Genomic DNA, 21,189 nt, shown 5'->3' on the forward strand with positions numbered 1-21,189 from the left:
CTCCATTTTTTATAATATTATTAGAGACTTTAGACTGTTATATCCAGTAAAACCTCTCCCCTTACATTCAGCACCTTAATCCTCAATTCATCGTTCTTCTTCTCCAGAATCATCACCGTAGCACTGTCCATCTTATATCCTCCACCAATAATAACCGGATAATTATTACCCAGTTCCCCTTTCGGATGGTAAGCGTATTTATGAGTATGTGCGTTCAGGCTGATATTGAAAGGTGCTTTTTCTAATAATTTAGTCCAAAGATTCGCACAGAGATTCTTTTCATAATTACCGTAAAGCGGAATATGATGAATAAGGACACGTTTCTTTGCTTTCTTGAATTCTTTGGCAGACAGTTCTTTTTTCAGAAAATCAACCTGTTCATTACGCAATTGAGTAAAATCGTTCAAGCCATAATATACCCAATGGTCGTCCGGTTTATCTTCTCCACAATCCAACATGACGATACGGGTGTCTCCCCAGTTAAAAGAGGCATAAGTTTTATCTCCCACATAATCAAAATGATCACGCAAACCGATAGAATAGGCATTGCGGATTTCATGATTGCCACGCATAAAGAAAGTCGGTATGCGATCGCCACACACTCCTTCGGTCAGTTCACTGATAAATGTGGTTGCCTGCTCGTGATCCACAGGATCATCCACACAGTCACCATTGAAAACAACAAAATCGTATTTAACATCCTGTATTTGTTTACATAGAGTACGGAAAGTATTGGTATGTTGATGCAAATCATTAAAAACAATAGCGGTAAAAGACTCTGTATCAGCAACAGGAAGAGTAAATTCACTGAAGGTCGATTGTGCTGTATTTCCAAATACCTTTTTATATGCCTGATAAAGCAACATCTCTTGCGAACACACACGATAATAATATTTCTGTCCGGGCTGCAAGCCATCTATACGTATTTTATGCAGTTTGTTATTGCAGACCACCTGACCGTCAACAATCATACGCGCACGTTCCAGCCGGGTAGTATCTGTGCCATATTCCACCCAGCAATAAGAAGGAACGGTTGTTTCCCACATCACAGTAATGCCATTACCCACAGGATTCTGCAAATAAGGTTTAGTACGGAATATCTTGTCTGTCTTTTCAGCAGTACGCAATTCCACAAGTATGGGACGATGGTCGGAAGCCATTGGCTCATTAACTACTCTCGCAGATATGACAGCAAATCCGGTAGCGTTTTGCTTTGACGCGGCAATATAATCAATGGTCTCTTTTGGATCGGGAGCAGGATAAGTATGCTTTTCCGGATTGGAGAGTATTTGAAAATCCTTTTGCAATTCTTTGATGAAATCGGATTCAGGTTCAGCATTCATATCCCCGGCTAGAAAAAGAGGCTTTTTATAGGAAGCAATCAATGACTTCACTATTTCCAAAGATTTCATACGGTCTTCTTCCGCTAATGACAGATGAGTACAACAATAAATATAATCCTCAAATTCTGCCAGAATCAAGGTGCGGGCCTCTTCTCTACCAGGTAAAGGGATAGTTTGTAAACGTAGCGGAACTTGCTTTGTCAACAGTCCGATTCCATATTTACCTCCTTCAAACTCTATAGCAGGTGCAAAACAAGCATGCATTTGCGTACGTTCAGCTATCTCACCCAGCACATATTTCTGTCCGCTCCGACGGGTCATACTGTCTACCTCTTGTATAGCCACAACATCAGGAGAAGCATTATTTATCACATTGGCTACCCGTTGAAAACTACAAATATCATCCATGCCATTCGCATTTTTAATATTATAAGTCATCAGTCTCAATGTATGTTGAGCCTGTACTGGAAAAATAAATAGGATGACGGAAATGAGTAAAAAGATCTTTTTCATGTTCTTCATTTTTGGGGGTTATGTTAAGTTCCCCCAAAGGTAAGAAAAAAATAAAAAGCCACAAAGATATGGATTCATACCTTTGCGCCTCTTATTGTCTTGTTTGTGTGTCTTTCATATCTGAATATATCAGATAATCCCTCTCACTCTATCGTCAAATGCAGAAAGCGCAGCTTTCGCTCCTTCGCCCATAGAGATAATGATTTGCTTATAAGGAACCGTAGAAACATCTCCAGCTGCATAGATACCCGTCACATTCGTACGGCAATGTGCATCAATCATGATTTCGCCCGAACGGTTGGTTTCCACTATGTCGCGGAATACACTGCTATTCGCAGAAAGCCCGATCTGTACAAATACACCATCCAACTCAACCAAACGTTCTTCTTCCGTTTTACGATCTTTGATGCGTAGGGCAGTCAGTTTATCACCATTTCCTATCACTTCCGTAGTCTGTGAACTTACAAACACTTCCACGTTCGGCAATGATTTAAGTCGATCTTGAAGTACACTGTCTGCTTTCAACTCATCCATAAATTCAAAAACAGTGACTTTGGAGCAGATACCAGCCAAGTCAATCGCTGCCTCAATGCCGGAATTTCCTCCACCTACTACTGCTACATGCTTTCCCTTATAAAACGGCCCATCACAATGAGGGCAGAAAGCAACACCACGACCGATATACTCCGCTTCTCCCGGAACATTCAGTTTACGCCAGCTTGCACCAGTTGCAATAATCAGTGCCGGAGCCAGGAATTTCTCCCCAACAGAGGTAGTGATCTGCTTTTGTTTTCCAACCACTTCTACTTTTTCTACTTTACGATGCTCCAGCAAATCCACCGGATAACGCAACAAGTGAGTTTTCAGATTATCGGCAAGTTCATTTCCTGTCGTTTCCGGAACAGAGATTAAATTCTCAATACCTACCGTTTCTTTCACCTGTCCGCCAATACGCTCGGCCACAATAGCTACACGGAGTCCTTTACGGGCAGAATAAATAGCTGCCGATACTCCTGCAGGTCCTCCACCGGCTACAATCACATCATATTCTTTCACCTCTGCATTCGCTTTGGTTTCGTCAATACCATATTGATCTTCCAACTTGGCAAGCAATTCGCCAAATTCACCACGGCCTACATGAAGCAATTTTCCATCTGCAAAGACAGAAGGTACTCCTTGTATTTTCAGTGCATCTACTTCGTCCTGATAAAGCGCGCCGTCTACCATTTCATGAGTAATAGCAGGATTCAAAGTGACCATTGCATTCAGAGCCTGCACTACGTCAGGACAGTTCGTACAAATCAACGAAACATAAGTGGTCAGATGTATCGGACCTTTCAGTGCTTTCACACGGTTGCAAACAGCCTCATCAGGAAAGTTCTTTCCTTTGCCGTCCAGATTCAGGATAGCCAAAAGCAATGACGTGAACTCATGTCCGTTAGGAATACCCCGGAATGTGATTCCGGTACGATCACTATTCTTTAATAAAGTAAACTTCAATGCTTCTCCCTCATTCACCGAGCAAGTGATATGATCGGAACAATCCGCTACATCTCCCAGCAACTCCAATAATTCTGTTTTGTTTTCGTGGCTGGATGATACGGATATATCAAAAGTAAAGTTTGCCTCCAGCCCAGCAAAAATACCCTTTAGTTGTTCTTTTAATGCAGATTCTAACATATCTTTTTCCTTTCATTTTTTTTAAAAGAAAGGCCGGCAGCGTCTCTCGTTACCGGCCTCCCATAATCACCATTATCAAGATCTATCAAATCTTACCTACCAGGTCAATGCTTGGTTTCAGGGTAGACTCACCCTTCTTCCATTTAGCCGGGCAAACTTCTCCGTCATGGCTGGCTACAAACTGTGCAGCTTCCACCTTACGAAGCAATTCACTTGCATCACGGCCAATATTGTTATCATTCAGTTCCACCACTTTAATCTTTCCTTCCGGATTGACAACGAATGTACCGCGATAAGCCATACCCTCTTCTTCGATATATACACCCAGTGCACGGCTCAAAGCGCCAGTCGGGTCTGCCAACATCGGATATTGAATCTTGCGAATACTTTCAGAAGCATCATGCCAAGCTTTGTGCACGAAATGAGAGTCAGTACTTACCGAATAGATCTCTACACCCATCGCCTTGAACTGATCGTACTTTTCAGCCATATCCACCAATTCAGTAGGACATACGAAAGTAAAGTCAGCAGGATAGAAGAAAAGAATCGCCCATTTACCTTTCAGGTCATTGTTGGTTACAGTCTTGAAAGCTCCGTTGTGAAAAGCCTGAACGCTGAATTCAGGAAGTTGAGAATTTAAAATTGGTTCCATAATCTTTATTGCTTTTATTGTTATTAATTGATTTGACTTATAACATCAGAAACAACGTTTTGTTTTTTGTTTCTGATGCAAAGATAAAGGCAGAAACCCCGCCTTTGCAAAAAAAGCCCAATCGAATATTTCTATGCGGTGATAGATGAAATTAATAAAAGCATTTTATACCTTTGCATGCATAAACAAAAAAACTGGAAAATATATACGATTATGGAACATCCTCTTGACCAATTCTTATATTGCCCTAAATGTGGTTCCTCTCATTTTGAGATTAACAACGAGAAATCTAAAAAATGTGCAGATTGCGGCTTTGTCTATTATTTCAATCCTTCTGCCGCCACAGTAGCACTCATCTTGAATGAGAAAAATGAACTGCTTGTCTGCCGGCGTGCTAAAGAGCCGGCAAAGGGAACTCTCGACCTTCCCGGAGGATTTATCGATATGAACGAGACAGGTGAAGAAGGCGTAGCCCGTGAAGTGCTGGAAGAAACCGGATTGAAGGTAAAAAAAGCTATTTACCAGTTTTCACTTCCCAATATTTATGTCTATTCAGGTTTTCCTGTACACACACTTGATATGTTTTTTCTCTGCACCGTAGAAGACATGAGCCATTTCTCCGCCATGGATGATGTAGCAGATTCTTTCTTCCTACCTCTCTCCGAGATTCATCCGGAAGATTTTGGGTTGGATTCTATCCGTCGCGGACTTAGCTTGTTTCTAGCTCAATGCCGCTAAGATAATCTCATCAGCCTGATAGATTGAGAGTATTTCATCTATAGTTATGTCCCATTTTTAAGATATTCCTCCAAAACATCAGATAAAAAAATAATGATCTGGAGAATAAAATGCATAAAAACATGCAACTGTATGCAAAATCACAGGCTAATACCGTATAAATTCAAGTCGAATATGCATCTTTTTCTATCAAGAAAAGATTCGTTGGTTTAAAACCAAGGAGTTCTTCCCCACCGAGGGACGCTTCCTTTCTCACCGACGAAGCAGCTTTTGCTCGGTGAGGAAGACAAATAAGGGAAAATTAAGACCGTTTTTCTTCTATTTCATCACAAATATCGAAAAGGCAACAAACAACAAAATGCCAGTTTCTAACCACATTTCAGTTTACACAACAAGTGAAAAAGAAGAAAAGCATTACAATTTAATCGACAAACATCTCCTATAACAAAAAGAAAGAATTTCGCACCTACAAATCTCTGCGTTTTTTTATATTTCTCAATCCCTCCCAGTAATTACGCCTTTTATTCTCGTTTAAATATTCCTTTTCTTAAGATGGGCCATTTTTCAGTAGCCAATTGATGTATTTGTAAAATAGAAGTTCATCTCAACCAAATAGATCAAAGTAATTTATCACATAATCTTAAACAATCATATTATATTACTATAAATGAACAAAATACAACATATTGTGTTATCTTTGTAACCACCATTAATTTAATGGCCATTAAATTAACCGCCATTAAGATAGCAATAATATGAAGTTCTACGACCGAAAGAAAGAAATGGCGATACTGTATGCAGCTAAAGAGCAATCACAAACGAGCGCTTGCTTTACTGTAATGACCGGACGCCGACGAATCGGAAAAACAGCTCTACTCTTAGAGTCTGTCAAAGAGTCATCTTTCGGCAATATATCTATCCCACATATAAATAGCTAAAAATATAACTATTTGTATGTGGGCCTCAGTCAAACTATAGATTCTTTCACAAATCAAATCTTAGGTTGCCAAAGATTGATACTGCATAATGCAGTAGAAACCATACATTTCAATGTACTTTTCTGAACACCAGACATCGAATCTATTTTTACAATTATTTGTTCGGTGAAAGAAATAGCGGAATCTTTATCTTCTAACAAAACGACAGCATCCATATACTCTTCTAAAAATTGATAATCCAATCTTGAATTTGAAAATCTATTCATAAAAATAGTTGTAACATCTGACATAGTTGAAGTACTGCTCAGACTATTCAACATTTGCATAATTTCCGCTCGCTGCAATAAAGACAAATTATCTTTATAACCCATAGCTTTAGTTTTCGCCTCTACTAAAGATAATAATGACGTATTAGAAATACTACTACCTGATTTTAGTGTAGGATTATCGCGGCACAATTCATATATAGCCTTGTTATGTGCATTTCCTAATTCTTGATAATCTCTTATTGAAGATGAATAAACTTGCCATTCTCCATTTATTTTCCATTGAATTCGTCCATCACCTCCACTAATTCCTGTTACTAATGAAGCTGATACAGAAACAAGTAAACTCTGACTAAAACTGAGTCCATTATCTCTTCCCCATCTATAGCCACCTCCATCAGCACTTCCAATCCGCTTAAACCAACCACCTAGGGTAGCCCAGAAGCCGCGTGTTTGCGGATTTAAAGGAATAGAAATATCAGGTTTAATATCACGAACGTATTGAATAAGTTCTTTCATTTGAACTTCTTCAACGCTTTCTGATTCCAGTCTATCAATCTCACTATTTGCACAAGAATACATAAAAAATATTGCGACTATGGCAAAAAAGAAGATAAAGTTTTTCATAATATTGCGTTTTTTATTAAATTTGCTATAAATATATAAAAAAATAACATTATGGGAAAATATTTAGTCCTTTTTTATTTCATTTTATGCGTTTTTTCCGCTCATGCACAATATTGCCGTATTCAGAAAGGAATGACTGCTTATTATATAACTCAAGATTTAAAGAAAAACAAGACGTTAAAAGACACATCTTATATTGCGGATGTAGTCGATAAAGGGGATAGATTAATCATAAAAGAAGTATTTCATGGTGACCTGTATGATTCTCAAGCTGTAAAAGATGGTACTAACATTCAATTTCGTATTTACTATAAGAATCAAGGAATTACTGAATATATTATTTTGGATAGTAAATCTGAAAATGAATCAATGAAAAAATATATATATTCAAAGTATTCCCAGAATCAACTAAAAGAAGCGGAACATGAATATCAACAATATTCAAAATTCAGCCATTGTGAAGGACGAATTAGCATCCCTTTGAAAGAAAATGCCAATATAGGAGAAAAGATACCTCCATGCAGTTATTCTCAAAAAACAGGCATCATAAACATGAAAGCTTCTCTAAAAGGGAAGTATTTGGGAAGGGATAACATACATACCCCTTCAGGAAATTATGATTGCATTAAAATATACACAGAAAGCAAAGGAAAAATAATGTTTGTTTCCGAATCAGAGTATTCGATAGATTGGTATGCTAAAAATGTCGGATTAGTAAAATCAGAAACCGTTACAAAAAAAGGAAAAGTTTTATTATCGACTCTTTTATATGCCATTAAACAACAATAGGCTTATCACGCAACAAACAAATACCACAATATATCACTCCAAAAATAAGAAGCCTTATCAAATCATCGTCGTATATTTGTGGTGATTATTATTTAATGACCATTAAGTTAGCATTGATATGAAATCCGAGCCAGTATCTTTTTGCTCGAAAAGAAGAGCGAAACTTTACATAAAGAATTAAATGATTATAAAATAACTTTCAAAGGATTGTCTTTGAAAGATATATAGTACTTTTGCATAAACACCCGATTATGAAAAAAGAAATTACTAGACTCATTTGTGCCGCCATCTGCTGCACGCCCATTATAGGATTTGCCCAGACAGGTGATAAGTTCACTTCGACTGACAACCTTTATAAAGAAGGGAAAGAACTTTTCCAGGAAAGAAATTATGCAGCTGCTCTGCCGGCATTGAAAGCATTTGTAAAACAAAAACCTGCAGCCAGCCTTCTTCAGGACGCAGAGTATATGCTGGTCAGTTCGGCTTACGAACTGAAAGACAAAAACCGCATCGAACTCCTCCGCAAATATCTCGACCGTTATCCTGATACTCCATACGCTAACCGCATTTATGCGCTGTTAGCCTCCTGCTATTTCTACGAAGGAAAATATGATGAAGCACTGGCACTCTTCAACTCTGCCGACCTTGATTTGCTAGGTAATGAAGAGCGGGACGACTGCACCTACCAACTGGCTACCTGTTATCTGAAAACCGATAATCTACGAGAAGCAGCCATCTGGTTTGAAACTTTGCGTGCCAACAGCCCCAAATACGCCAAAGATTGTGATTACTATCTTTCCTACATCCGCTATACACAAAAACGTTATAGTGAAGCATTGAAAGGTTTCCTTCCCTTACAGGACGACTCGAAGTACAAAGCACTCGTCCCTTATTATATAGCCGAAATTTATACGCAGCTCAAAAACTATGATAAGGCACAAATTGTAGCACAAAACTACCTGTCAGCCTACCCGAACAACGAGCACGCTGCAGAGATGTACCGTATTCTGGGAGATGCCTATTACCATTTCGGACAATATCACCAAGCCGTAGAAGCATTCAACAATTACTTGAATAAGGATCACTCGGCTCCCCGCCGGGATGCCCTTTATATGCTGGGACTCTCCTACTACCAAACAAAAGTATACTCCAAAGCAGCCGAAACATTAGGTAAGGTGACAACTGACAACGATGCCCTTACCCAAAATGCATATCTCCACATGGGACTCTCTTATCTGCAACTGGCAGAGAAAAACAAAGCACGCATGGCTTTTGAACAGGCAGCCGCCTCCAATACCAATATGCAAATCAAGGAACAGGCAGCTTACAATTACGCTCTTTGCCTGCACGAGACTTCTTTCTCCGCTTTCGGTGAATCAGTTACTGCCTTCGAGAAATTCCTGAATGAATTTCCGACTTCTCCATACGCTGAAAAAGTCAGCAGCTACCTGGTAGAAGTTTACATGAATACACGTAGCTACGATGCAGCTTTGAAATCAATCGACCGGATTGCCAAACCAAGCGCGCAAATATTGGAAGCCAAACAGAAGATACTGTTCCAATTGGGAACTCAATCTTTCGCTAACGCCGACTTCGAACAAGCTCTGAAATATCTGAACCAATCCATTGCCATCGGACAATACAATCGTCAGACCAAGGCAGACGCTTACTATTGGTGCGGAGAATCCTATTACCGTCTAAACCGAATGGTAGAAGCCGCACGTGATTTTAATGCTTATCTGCAACTCACCACCCAACCCAATAACGAAATGTATGCGCTTGCCAATTATAACTTAGGATATATCGCTTTCCACCGGAAAGACTATACGCAAGCAAGCAATTACTTCCAAAAATACATTCAACTGGAGAAAGGTGAAAATGCAACTGCACTTGCCGATGCATACAATCGTATTGGTGACTGCCACCTGCATGTACGTAACTTTGAAGAAGCCAAACAGTATTATTCGCAAGCCGAACAGATGAATACTTCTTCCGGAGACTATTCTTTCTATCAGCTGGCTCTTGTATCCGGTCTGCAGAAAGACTATACCGGTAAGATCACCTTGCTGAACCGTCTGGTAGGAAAGTACCCTGCTTCTCCTTATGCCGTAAACGCTATTTACGAGAAAGGGCGTTCCTATGTTTTGATGGACAACAACAACCAAGCCATTACTTCTTTCAAAGAATTGCTTACTAAATATCCTGAAAGTCCGGTCAGCCGGAAAGCTGCCGCCGAAATCGGATTATTATATTACCAAAAAGGAGATTACAACCAAGCAATCGAAGCCTACAAACAGGTTATTGAAAAATATCCGGGCAGTGAAGAAGCACGTCTTGCCATGCGTGATTTGAAATCTATTTATGTAGACCTCAACCGCATCGACGAATTTGCTGCTTTAGCAAATGCTATGCCAGGACACATCCGTTTCGATGCTAACGAACAAGACTCGCTTACGTATGCCGCCGCAGAAAAGATTTATGCACGAGGCAGAATGGAAGAAGCCAAAACAAGCCTCAACAAATACCTGCAAACTTTCCCGGAAGGAGCCTTCAGCCTGAACGCACATTATTATCTCTGCCTGATCGGAAACGAGCAGAAGAATTATGATATGATTCTTCTCCATTCCGGTAAGTTGTTGGAATATCCAAACAATCCGTTTGCAGAAGAAGCACTGATCTTGCGTGCTGAAGTGCAATTCAACCAGCAAAATATGGCTGAAGCATTGGCTAGCTACAAAATGCTGAAAGAAAAAGCAACCAACGTAGAGCGCCGCCAACTTGCTGAAACGGGTATTCTGCGTTGCGCCTTCCTATTGCGAGATGACATAGAAACCATCCATGCAGCTACCGACTTGCTTGCAGAGGCCAAACTTAGTCCGGAGCTAAGAAATGAAGCTCTTTATTACCGTGCTAAAGCCTATACCAAGCAAAAGGCTGACAAGAAAGCAATGGAAGACTATCGTGAACTGGCCAAAGACACACGTAACTCTTACGGTGCCGAAGCTAAATATCAGGTTGCACAATCCCTCTACGACGCAAAAGAATATGCCGCTGCAGAGAAAGAGTTGCTCAACTATATAGAACAGAGTACGCCACATGCTTATTGGCTAGCGCGCAGTTTTATCCTTCTATCCGACGTTTATCATGCTACGGGTAAAGATCTGGACGCACGCCAATATCTGCTAAGTCTGCAACAGAATTATCAAGGGAATGACGATATTGAAAGCATGATTGAAAGCAGACTTAGTAAATTGAAAGTTGAGAATTGAGAATAAAAAAATAGAAAAATATGAAACGATTTCATTATATAATAGGGGGACTCGCATTGGCTATATCAATACCATCCTGCCTTCAAGCCCAAACCACCCAACCGAAAGATACAACAATGACCCGCACAGTCGTTGTGGAACAAGAATATAACCCGGACATTATGGACGCCTCGAAAGTAAACGTCCTGCCTAAAGTAGAAGAACCGACAGTGAGCAAGAAAGAAGTAGAGTATGCTACAACATTCTTTCCGGCCACTTCCGTTCCGGCAGGCCTGATGCGCCCCTATACCGGAAAAGAAGTTCAACCCGGCACTACCCCGGGATATGTACGTGCCGGATATGGTAATTATGGCAATTTGGATATTCTTGCCAATTATCTATTCCGTCTGTCGCAGAAAGACAAATTGAATGTACGTTTCCAAATGGATGGAATGGATGGTAAACTAACGCTTCCTTTCACAGACTCCGAAAAATGGAATGCATTTTATTATCGCACACGCGCTAATGTGGATTACACGCATCAATTTGATAAGTTGGATTTAAATATTGCCGGAAATTTCAGATTGAGCAACTTCAACTTCCAACCGGAAAGCGTAAACAGCAAGCAGAAATTCACATCCGGTGACTTCCATGCGGGCATTCATTTCACTGATGAGACTGCACCACTACGTTTCAACGCAGAAACAAATCTGTTGATGTATGAACGTCAGCACAACATGTTCAATGAATCTGAAGCCAATACAGGTATCAAGGAAACAATCATACGCACTAAAGGCGATGTCACGGGAGCTATCGGCGACCAACAATTAATAACTATCGCTTTGGAAATGAACAATCTTCTCTACAACGGATATACAAAGAATGTTTCCACCGGAGATGAATACTTCAAAAACTACACAACGCTTCTTTTAAATCCATATTACGAACTGGATAATGATGACTGGAAATTGCATATCGGAGCCAATGTAGATTTATCTTTCGGATTTGATAAGTCTTTCCGTATTTCACCCGATATCACTGCACAGTATATTTTTTCTGATAGCTACATTGTTTATGCAAAAGCAACCGGCGGTAAGCAATTGAATGATTTCCGCAGATTAGAAAGTATCTGTCCTTACGGTGAACTGCCGGAGGCAAATACCACTGCCACTTTGGGATACGTACAACGTCCTTATGATACTTACGAGCAAATCAACGGTAGTATCGGATTCAAAGCAAGCCCTTATCCGGGACTTTGGTTCAACGTGTTCGGTGGTTATCAGAATCTAAAGAACGACTTATCTTATTTAGGTTTTGACCCAAGTAATATTCATTCAGGTTCTTATCTTTCTTTTGCTCAAGATAATACAGAAAATCTCTACCTTGGCGGTGAAATCAGTTACGATTACAAAGATATCCTCGGAATATCAGCTAAATATACTTACCGTAATTGGGACAGCAAAACAGAGGAATATCTGTTGGCTGTGAAACCAGTCAGTGAAATGTCTTTCAATGTACGTATTCATCCGATCTCTGCTCTTAACATAAATCTAGGTTATGATTACATCAGCCGGAAAGAAGTGAAAGAATATGCAAAAATGACCGCAATTAATGATTTGCATATCGGAGCCAGCTATAATGTATTCAAAGGAGTATCCGTTTATGCTCAAGTACATAACCTGCTGAACAAGAAATATCAATATTATTTAGGTTATCCTACGGAAGGATTCAATTTCTTAGGAGGATTGAGTTTCCGGTTCTAAAGTTTATCAATAAATCACAGTAACAGTTATAACACGAGACACTCATCTCATAAAAAAGAGGGCATCTCCCATAGGGATGATGTCCTCTTTCAAACCAAAAACTTAATCTTCAATTATTATTTTGTTATCCTCACAACAAACCCACCACCAGGAGCCATGTGTAAATTCAACTTCTTATTGTCTGATACGCGGATCACTTCACGCTTATAGTCTTTCCCAACACGATCGGCATTGATACCATCTCTAAATATTTCTGCATTGAACTCACCATCACCCAAGAAAGACAGATCGACTTCAACATCACGCTCTTTCCAGTCGGTCAATCCACCCACATACCAGATACCGTCTTTCTCACGTGCCATTACAATATGTTCGCCTACTTTTCCGCTTATTGGAAGTGTCTGATTCCATACAGTAGGAATGGCAGCGATAAACTTCGTACATTCTTCCTCTTTCAGATAATTAGTAGGTGCATCACACAGCATATTAATAGGAGAATCAAAAATAGTATACAATGCTAACTGACGGCAACGTGTACCCTGACTCATCGGTTCTGTATAGACAGCATGAAAGTTCTTCATGATTACGTTATTCATCGCTCCCTGTGTATAATCAAGTGGTCCGGCAACCATGCGGATAAAAGGAGCTGTCACATCATATATCACTTGATCTGTTCCCGGTTCTGCCCACTTCATTTCTTCCAGTCCATGGACACCCTCGAAATTGATCGTATTCGGATAAGTACGTTGCAAACCAGTCGGTTTGAACGTTCCATGGAGATCTATCAGCAATTTGTATTTTGCTCCGGTTTCAGCCGCTTTACGGTTAAACTCAACTACTTGTTGGTCGTCACGGTCCATAAAATCAATCTTGAAACCTTTGATTCCCATTGCGGCATAATGCTTACATACACGATCCATGTCTTTTTCAAAAGCACGATAGCCCGCCCAAAGTATCAAATCTACATTTTTGCTTTTTGCATAGCTAATCAACTCTTTCAAATCGATTTCAGGAATCACCTCAAACAAATCCGCTTTACCCGGCACTGCCCATCCCTCATCCAATATCACATATTCGATACCGAATTTCGAGGCAAAGTCAATATAGTATTTATAAGTCTCATTGTTGATACCTGCGCGGAAATCCACGTTGTAGAGATTCCAGTCGTTCCACCAGTCCCAAGCCACTTTACCCGGTTTAATCCAAGAAAAATCTGTAAATTGTGCCGGAGTAGCCAGTTTATATACCATATCATTACAAAGCAGTTCTGCATCATCCTTGGCAATGACCATGACACGCCAGGGAAATGCTGTGTTTCCCTCCACTCTAGCAATATAAGGTTCACGAGATTTTACTACCCCTTTCAGTCCGCGAACTTCGTCTACTATCGTTTTCGGATAAGCTGCAAAGATTCCATCCAGAGAATATCCATGCTCACCATGTTTCACATACATACCCGGATAGTTCATCAAATCGGCTTCAGTGATACAGATTTTTTTTCCGTTCTTTCCCTCGACCAAAACCGGTAAAAAGGCAATCTGTTCCTTATCCCATGCAGACAAGGCAGTTTCCAGATACGTATTTTGGAAAGAACTGTAGAAAGGATCTTTCTTGCCCTCGTTCATTCGGCCTTTCGGTGAAGCTACAAAAACTTTCGGATCATTCGGAAAACAGAAAGAAGCCTGCTCGCTTTCCACCATAAACGGCTTCTTCAGTTCAGAGACAAAACGATAGGCTGCACCATCTTCATAAGCTCTGAACACCAAGCTATATCCTCCTTTAAAGTCAATGGTTAGTTCATTGAACTGGTCCTTGATTGATTTCTTCTTATAGATGGGAGGATAGATAGTCTCATTTACAGAACGGCGGCTGTTCTTCTTTACTTTCGGATTGAGTCCGAAAGCTGTACCATCAGTTAGTTTCATGAAAATAGGAGATGGAGCCACCATCACATCGTTGTCGTGAAGAACGGAGTATTCCACATTCTTATCATTCACAATCACATTCACCTGCACTTTACCGGAAATGTCTTTCAGCTCGTACACTTTCTGTGCACAAATGGTTAAAGGTGCGATAGCCATTAGAACCGGCAAAAGTCTTTTCATCATACGTTTCATAAACTAATACTTTTTGTATTTCACACAGTTTTTTATTTACATATTTATCATAAGAGTACCGCTTGGCAGAGATAAAGGAGGAAGCTTAACAGGAAGAATTTCCTGCTAATAAAGCATTGAACAAGTGCTAAATAGCACCTTTCTTATCTCATTCGCGCTACCATTTTTTAGAAATCAATTGTCACCTGATAGGTATCCTTATTCTCAAAGAAGGTCTGTTGCACCTCATATTCGGGAAGCCATACGTATTTTTTTTCCCCTTTATATTCGGCTTCGAGCAAGAAAGTGAACCAGCGGTTATAAGGCAATTCGTCGGTATGCAAAGGAGGTGCGGGGCTATCATATAAGTTGGGGACACCAGTTATCAGATATTCTCCTTTCTTATCCGTCTCATAAGTACGGTAAGGAGTAGCGATCAGGTCATTGAATTTTGCACGTGAACCATACAGATTCAGCTTTACCCCTTTTTGCTTTTTACCTTTCACTTTTACAGATACCTGTATGTTTTCGGGGAACATTTGTTTGAAGAATCCGTCGAAATCACGTCTCGGACGTTTGGATTTGGCGGTGTGATTGATTATATGAACTGCATACGAGCTCCATTTATATGTTTTATAATGACTGTTCATCACACAAGAGTCAGGTTCATATTCGATATGGTTCACCGGATTGTTCTTTGCCCGGATTCTATCAGCATACAAGTCGGTTACCCCACGATAATGTCCGAACTCATGTGCCACTCCTCTATGAAAATAGTCGATACCAAACAGATCTTCATGTTCCGTCTTGCTACGGCTACGGCAAATTACCATATTCAGATCGTCCGCCCCACCGCCGCAATACCATCCTTTAGCCGATTCTTCATCGTCAAAATCAAGAATAGAATCTATAATCAGCAGTACATCGTGATTGGGAAAACCGGCACTCTTCTGATAGATTTTCTCCAATTGGCGGGAGGAGCAGTCGTAAATCACCTGCAGATCAGGTATATAACGGAAATAGTAGTTGAAACGTCCATTGCCGGCTTTGTTCCAGAAGTCGTTCACTTGGTCGAAAAAAGCATTCAGCTTCGCTTGATAAGCTTCTTTACCTCCCCAATGCTCCACTCCGGCCTTATCGACAGCCACAAATACCCGGTATTCAATGGTGTCCAAAGATTGTCGAATCTGATTTTCCTCCAATGTCTTTGCCTCCATCCAAGAGAAGAAAGGCAATAGAGCGGGAAATATGAGCCATCTTTTCCAGTTGTTTTTCATATTAGTTCTTAGTTAAGAATGTATTTTATTTCTTGTAAATCACGACTATTTCCACCGACCATCAAAGTGAAGTCTCCTTTCTCCACAATGAACTTCATTTGATTATTGTAGAATCCTAGTTGTTCATCTTTTACGTCGAAGGTGACCGTTTTGCTTTCACCTGGACTCAGCTTAATCTTTTCAAAGCCTTTCAATTCTTTGATAGGGCGAGTGATAGAAGCCACCTCATCACGCACATACAACTGAACAACTTCCTCGCCCTCGCATTTTCCAGTATTGGTAACCGTTACAGCAACACGTGTATAAGTACCTTTTCCATCACCCGGAAGCAGTTTCACATCCGAATAATTGAAAGTAGTGTATGACAAACCGTAGCCGAACGGATAAGCAGGCTCCGTAGGAATATCAATGTACTTCGCACACCATCCGCCCAATGCAGTGGGGCGTCCTGTGCTCTTATATTGATAATACAATGGTATCTGTCCGTTATGCTGCGGAAAAGTCATTGGCAGCTTACCCGAAGGATTATAATCTCCCCAAAGTACATTACAGATAGCATTACCCGCTTCACTCCCCAGCCACCAAGTACATAAGATAGCGGGAGCCTCCCGACGAACTTCATTGAAAATAACAGGACGACCACACATCATTAGTACAACTACCGGTTTGCCAGTCTTCACCAATTCGGAAACCAAACGCTGTTGTTCGGCAGCAATAGAAATATCTCCTTTCGAACGCATCTCACCGCTTTCCCAAGCTTGTTCTCCCATTGCAACGATAACCACATCCGATTGGCGGGCAGCAGCTAAAGTCTGATCCAGATTTACAATTTTATTCGTTTTCAAGTCGTAGCCATCGTTATAGTTGATGTCCACTCCTCGTTTCTCCATTGCCTCATACAAGGTTACTACTTTACCAACCTCTGCACAGGACCATGCACCGCACATATCTTTCTGCGATTTGGAAAGCGCACCAATCAAAGCAACTTTCTTGATAGAAGAAGAAAGCGGTAACACCGAGTTTTCATTTTTCAAAAGAACAATAGAACGTTCGGAAACGTAGCATGCTTCCTTGCGGGATTCCTGTGAACCAATCACTGTACGTTCCCTTTCTTCATCACAGTATCTGAACGGATCATCAAATAATCCCAGTTTATATTTCTGTTCCAAAATACGTCTGACAGCATCATCCACCAGCTTGATAGATACCTTACCCTCTTTTACCAGAGACACCAGATTCTTGGAATAGCATTCACTTACCATCTCCATATCCAGTCCGGCCTTGATTCCTTTATAAGCAGCTTCTTTTTCATCTTTCGCATAACGGTGGTTCATCATTTCTCCCACTGATCCCCAGTCGGATACCACAAATCCTTTAAATCCCCATTGATTCTTCAGGAGCTCCCTCAACAGAAAAGTACTTCCGGTAGACGGTTCGTTATTAAAGTCATTGAACGCACTCATGAAAGTAGCAGCACCGGCCTCTGCACCAGCCTTGTAAGGAGGCATATAGAAATTGACAAACTGTCCCATCGACATATCCACACTATTATAATCTTTTCCGGCAATAGCTGCACCATATCCGGCAAAGTGCTTAATACAGGATAAAATAGTATTCTCTTTCGATAAATCATCTCCCTGTAAACCATGTACACGCGCCTTAGCAACCAACGAGCCATAATAAGGATCTTCACCGGCCCCTTCCATCACACGCCCCCACCGGGCATCCCAGCTAATATCCACCATTGGAGCAAACGTCCAATGCAACCCGGCTGCTGCAGCTTCCTTTGCCGCACATCTCGATCCTCTTTCTATAGCATCCAGATCAAAACTCGCAGCCTCTGCCAATGGCAACGGAAAACCTGTTCTATATCCATGAATAACATCCAATCCGAAAAGCAAAGGAATCTGTAAACGTGATTTCATAGCTGCCTCCTGATATTTACGAGTATTGGCAGCACCGGATACATTCAGCAAAGAACCGATCAATCCCTTACTTATATCTTCTGTCCGACTGATACGTGTATTATCAGGACCTGTGGCAAATCCACCGGAACATTGGCTTAACTGCCCCACTTTTTCTTCCAGTGTCATCTTTTTCATCAGACCGGATATGAAACGATTCATTTGAGCCTCATCCTTTTGATTCTGCGCCATGCTTCCCATAGCGAAAATCGCCATACACGAATATGTAATTAGTCTTTTCATCATTTTATTATAAGAGTTTATCTGTATTGATTTAAATGTTAATATCCTCCATACGTTTTACTTTCTATCGCAAAGATAGCCGCTGGTCAGATTCACATTGGCGAATTGCGTACAAAAGGACAATAATATCGTAAAGTCTGCTTTTTTTCTATTTCTTTCCGTATAGCATTCAAGCACTTCTGTCATTTTTTTGCCTTTATTGATACGATTTTCTCCTTACTCTTCACTTATTCGTAAGAGATATTATCCAGCACTTTTATTCCCTCTTTCCGAACACCTGTCTCAAACAGATTCTTAAACGATTCTACCGACAATGAAGTGGACGGTTTAAAATCTGAAGAATTCATATACGCCAGCAAAGCGGCATAGAATTGTAATCCTTCCGGTGTGTCACGTACCGCTTCCAAGTCGGACATACAAAGCAGTAATTTACTGCCCTCTACATTCAACTCCATCAATAAGCCGAGTTTATGATTTCGTTCCACATTGTCAATTACCTGCACAATAGGGCGGTATTCTTTTGGCATACCATCCAGAATAAGCGGATAGCTATGTTTGATAATTGGATACCACTGCCAGTTCGTATGGTATTCGGTCGGGAAATCATCGAATACCGGATGCTCGGGATTGGTCAGAATCCCCAATGTACCAGGTGAAGCAGGTTTCTTGATGCGGTCACAGATACTTTTGAACATACGATAATTCCAATAGTCGGTCTGGAACAATCCTCCCACTGTTACTTCTTTACAGTCTTCCTCAAGAGGCATCAACAATACCTTTCCACCTTGCTTTAAGGCATTCAGCACATCATCCGTTAGTTGGCGGGCAACTACAACATTAGCTGCCTTCAATTGCTTCTTTGCAGGATATATCCATAGCGGATAACTATTCTGATAGGAAGTTCCGGATACTTTCAAAAGTAATTCGGCTTTATACGCTTGCTCCACATCGGGCAATGTCAAACGAATAGTTCCGGCAGTCAATAATCCTAATCCCGATGGAATAGCCATCTTACCTTTGCCAAGGCTTTTCTTCCCATTTTTGAGTTCCCATGAAATACTTTTTTCGTTCAATGAAGTTTCTCCATAATTGGCAATCTCAACAGTACCTGCGAATGATTCACCGCCTGTCCAACAGAATTTGGCAGTTGTCAATAAAGGAACCACTTCACTACAGAATTCTCTCCATTTCTTCGGTTCAACCAATCCTTTACTATCCATAAAAGCATCCAGAATACCAACATAAGCCGACCCCTGTCCCGGATAATCCTGTAAATCGAGTAACTGAAAACCAGCCATCCGTTTGGAACGGAGATTCATTTCAATATCTGCCCGGTAAAGTTCCACAGACCATGCACCCGATGCTTTAAAAAAATCATCCGCCTGCTCCAGCATGCCGGCTTTCTCCAAGCGGTCACGAAACACTTCAAAATTCCAGGGAGCTAAGACTCCTGTATATTTCTTCATCTCCTCATAATTCGGGTAAGTTTGAAACTGTCCGGTTTCATGTCCGATCACCGGAACAGGAGATTTTTCCAGAGCCTCATCAAAGTTCATTACCGAATTAGGATAGGTATTATTAAGATAGCCACCTTCTTCCGCATCTGCGAAAGAGAAAGAAGCACGAGCATGAGTAGAATAACCCTCACCACTGCCTACACGACAAGTTACCAGAAAATCCTCACCCGGAATATGTCCTCGTGAGCCTAAAAAGATATTCGAACCATACGTGTATAGGTGTCTCGGCTCTATGGACCGGAAACGATCTACAAACTCTTTCATCACATTGATGTCACCTCCCAGCTCATTTCCCAAGGCAAAGAGTACAAAAGAAGCATGGTTACTATATTCACGCATGATATTCTCTCCATCTTTCATCAGAAAATCCATCAGCTCGGCAGATTCTTTCTTAAACCCTCCCCAGATAGGTAATTCCGGCTGCAAGTAAATACCCTCCAAGTCCGCAGCTTCAAAACACGCAGCAGGTGGGCACCAAGAATGAAAACGACAATGATTCAATCCATATTCCTTACAAATCCTGAAATAACGACGCCATTGTTCCAAGTCCATCGCCGTATGGCCCGTCAAAGGGAATACACAGGCATCATGTTTTCCTCGAAGAAATGTTTTGGCGCCATTGATAGTGAAATGCGTTTCTTCAGTTTTAAAGTCACGCAAACCGAAACGAACTGTTTTCTCGTCTATGCCATTTATCTCTGCTTTCAGTTGATATAGAGCCGGCTGGAGGTCACTCCACAATACAGCATTATCTCCCAACTGATAAGTGAATTCATATTCCTTGCTCCCCTCTTTCAAATTATATTCTGCAGATCTGGCTTTATGCTTTTTGGCAGTATTGAAAGCAGAAGCTGACAACTGCAGTTTCTTCCCACCAATGCCTGAAGAATTGGAAAGAGTTATTTTCACTTTTACGGAGCGGTCTTCTACTTGAGGAAAAGCCTGAATGGACTCAATAAACAATGGATTCATTGCCTGCAATTCCATCCGTCCGATAATACCGTTCCAGTTTGTCTGGGTAGATTCCGTACAAGCGTGAGAACTTGAACGAATCTGCCCGGGAATACTTTTTCCGTTATCTACACGAATAGTCAGCTTATGTGAACCGGGAGCCAGGAAGTGAGTGAGATTAAATTCCTGTGGGGTAGATAAATAGTTGCATTTACCCACTTCCCGACCATCGATCCACACGGTTGTCGGACGAGTACGTTCCAGAAACAACACGATATGCTTTTCTTTCCAGTCGGCTGGTATTTCTATATTCCTGCTATACCATGCCGCACCTTCATATTTATAATATCTGGACAAATAAGTGGTCTCCGACTTGTTGGTATTCTCTATTCCTTTTCGATTCGAATCTGTTGTACCGGGTAAAGTCACAGTTTCTGCAAAATCCATGTTCCACAGTTTTTCCTGTTCTCCCTTGCCGTGAGGGTCCAATGCAAAACTCCACGTTCCGCTCAAATCAATCATTTTGCGCAAACCTGATGTCTGCGCCCATGATGTACACAAAAAAACAAATAATAATAAAAGAG

At 40.8% G+C, this 21,189-nt stretch carries 12 protein-coding genes and 1 pseudogene; 5 read left to right on the top strand and 8 right to left on the bottom strand.

Features of this window, described 5'->3' with window-relative positions; genetic code table 11:
• Positions 1-29: 29 nt before the first annotated feature.
• The 3 genes from BXY_RS09485 to ahpC form a co-directional block, all read right to left on the bottom strand.
• Positions 30-1,856, bottom strand: coding sequence for an endonuclease/exonuclease/phosphatase family protein (locus BXY_RS09485; RefSeq protein ID WP_192918998.1), 1,827 nt, complete (start codon positions 1,854-1,856; stop codon positions 30-32).
• Positions 1,857-1,985: 129 nt separating this feature from the next.
• A complete protein-coding gene (ahpF, locus tag BXY_RS09490) occupies positions 1,986-3,536 on the bottom strand; it encodes an alkyl hydroperoxide reductase subunit F (RefSeq protein WP_015531760.1) in 1,551 nt (516 codons plus the stop codon).
• Positions 3,537-3,621: 85 nt separating this feature from the next.
• Positions 3,622-4,188, bottom strand: coding sequence for an alkyl hydroperoxide reductase subunit C (ahpC, locus tag BXY_RS09495; protein ID WP_004307892.1), 567 nt, complete (start codon positions 4,186-4,188; stop codon positions 3,622-3,624).
• 213 nt (positions 4,189-4,401) lie between these two features.
• On the opposite strand from ahpC, the gene BXY_RS09500 reads away from it, so the two are divergent.
• Together BXY_RS09500 and BXY_RS09505 are read left to right on the top strand one after the other, a co-directional pair.
• Complete coding sequence (locus tag BXY_RS09500) at positions 4,402-4,926, top strand: NUDIX hydrolase (RefSeq protein WP_008770568.1); 525 nt, start codon at positions 4,402-4,404, stop codon at positions 4,924-4,926.
• A gap of 755 nt (positions 4,927-5,681) precedes the next feature.
• Positions 5,682-5,831, top strand: a pseudogene (locus BXY_RS09505) (ATPase); the annotation flags it as partial.
• Between the two features lie 86 nt (positions 5,832-5,917).
• Here the strand turns inward: BXY_RS09505 and BXY_RS09510 are convergent.
• Positions 5,918-6,757, bottom strand: coding sequence for a hypothetical protein (locus tag BXY_RS09510; protein ID WP_008642560.1), 840 nt, complete (start codon positions 6,755-6,757; stop codon positions 5,918-5,920).
• 51 nt (positions 6,758-6,808) lie between these two features.
• On the opposite strand from BXY_RS09510, the gene BXY_RS09515 reads away from it, so the two are divergent.
• From BXY_RS09515 to BXY_RS09525, 3 genes are all read left to right on the top strand, one after another.
• Positions 6,809-7,546 (top strand): TapB family protein, encoded by a 738-nt coding sequence (locus tag BXY_RS09515; protein WP_008642559.1) that lies wholly within the window; start codon positions 6,809-6,811, stop codon positions 7,544-7,546.
• A 251-nt stretch (positions 7,547-7,797) separates the two neighbouring features.
• Complete coding sequence (locus BXY_RS09520; RefSeq protein WP_008642558.1) at positions 7,798-10,815, top strand: tetratricopeptide repeat protein; 3,018 nt, start codon at positions 7,798-7,800, stop codon at positions 10,813-10,815.
• 20 nt (positions 10,816-10,835) lie between these two features.
• A complete protein-coding gene (locus tag BXY_RS09525) occupies positions 10,836-12,557 on the top strand; it encodes a TonB-dependent receptor (protein ID WP_008642557.1) in 1,722 nt (573 codons plus the stop codon).
• Between the two features lie 116 nt (positions 12,558-12,673).
• On the opposite strand, the gene BXY_RS09530 is transcribed toward BXY_RS09525, so the two are convergent.
• The 4 genes from BXY_RS09530 to BXY_RS09545 all read right to left on the bottom strand — a co-directional run.
• Positions 12,674-14,674, bottom strand: a complete 2,001-nt coding sequence (locus tag BXY_RS09530) for a glycoside hydrolase family 97 protein (protein WP_015531762.1) — start codon at positions 14,672-14,674, stop codon at positions 12,674-12,676.
• Between the two features lie 167 nt (positions 14,675-14,841).
• On the bottom strand, positions 14,842-15,930 hold the full coding sequence (locus tag BXY_RS09535; protein WP_004315090.1) for a hypothetical protein: 1,089 nt from the start codon (positions 15,928-15,930) through the stop codon (positions 14,842-14,844).
• Between the two features lie 8 nt (positions 15,931-15,938).
• On the bottom strand, positions 15,939-18,140 hold the full coding sequence (locus tag BXY_RS09540) for a glycoside hydrolase family 3 N-terminal domain-containing protein (RefSeq protein WP_004323102.1): 2,202 nt from the start codon (positions 18,138-18,140) through the stop codon (positions 15,939-15,941).
• A gap of 224 nt (positions 18,141-18,364) precedes the next feature.
• Positions 18,365-21,189, bottom strand: a 2,825-nt coding sequence (locus BXY_RS09545) for a sugar-binding domain-containing protein (RefSeq protein ID WP_208946797.1), incomplete at its 5' end; no start/stop codon positions are given.

The organism is Bacteroides xylanisolvens XB1A (assembly GCF_000210075.1).
GTDB lineage: Bacteria > Bacteroidota > Bacteroidia > Bacteroidales > Bacteroidaceae > Bacteroides > Bacteroides xylanisolvens.

Coding starts and splice junctions, on each gene's coding strand:
- BXY_RS09485 (WP_192918998.1), bottom strand. CDS start 1,856: ATGAAAAAGATCTTTTTACTCATTTCCGTCATCCTATTTATTTTTCCA.
- ahpF (WP_015531760.1), bottom strand. CDS start 3,536: ATGTTAGAATCTGCATTAAAAGAACAACTAAAGGGTATTTTTGCTGGG.
- ahpC (WP_004307892.1), bottom strand. CDS start 4,188: ATGGAACCAATTTTAAATTCTCAACTTCCTGAATTCAGCGTTCAGGCT.
- BXY_RS09500 (WP_008770568.1), top strand. CDS start 4,402: ATGGAACATCCTCTTGACCAATTCTTATATTGCCCTAAATGTGGTTCC.
- BXY_RS09510 (WP_008642560.1), bottom strand. CDS start 6,757: ATGAAAAACTTTATCTTCTTTTTTGCCATAGTCGCAATATTTTTTATG.
- BXY_RS09515 (WP_008642559.1), top strand. CDS start 6,809: ATGGGAAAATATTTAGTCCTTTTTTATTTCATTTTATGCGTTTTTTCC.
- BXY_RS09520 (WP_008642558.1), top strand. CDS start 7,798: ATGAAAAAAGAAATTACTAGACTCATTTGTGCCGCCATCTGCTGCACG.
- BXY_RS09525 (WP_008642557.1), top strand. CDS start 10,836: ATGAAACGATTTCATTATATAATAGGGGGACTCGCATTGGCTATATCA.
- BXY_RS09530 (WP_015531762.1), bottom strand. CDS start 14,674: ATGAAACGTATGATGAAAAGACTTTTGCCGGTTCTAATGGCTATCGCA.
- BXY_RS09535 (WP_004315090.1), bottom strand. CDS start 15,930: ATGAAAAACAACTGGAAAAGATGGCTCATATTTCCCGCTCTATTGCCT.
- BXY_RS09540 (WP_004323102.1), bottom strand. CDS start 18,140: ATGATGAAAAGACTAATTACATATTCGTGTATGGCGATTTTCGCTATG.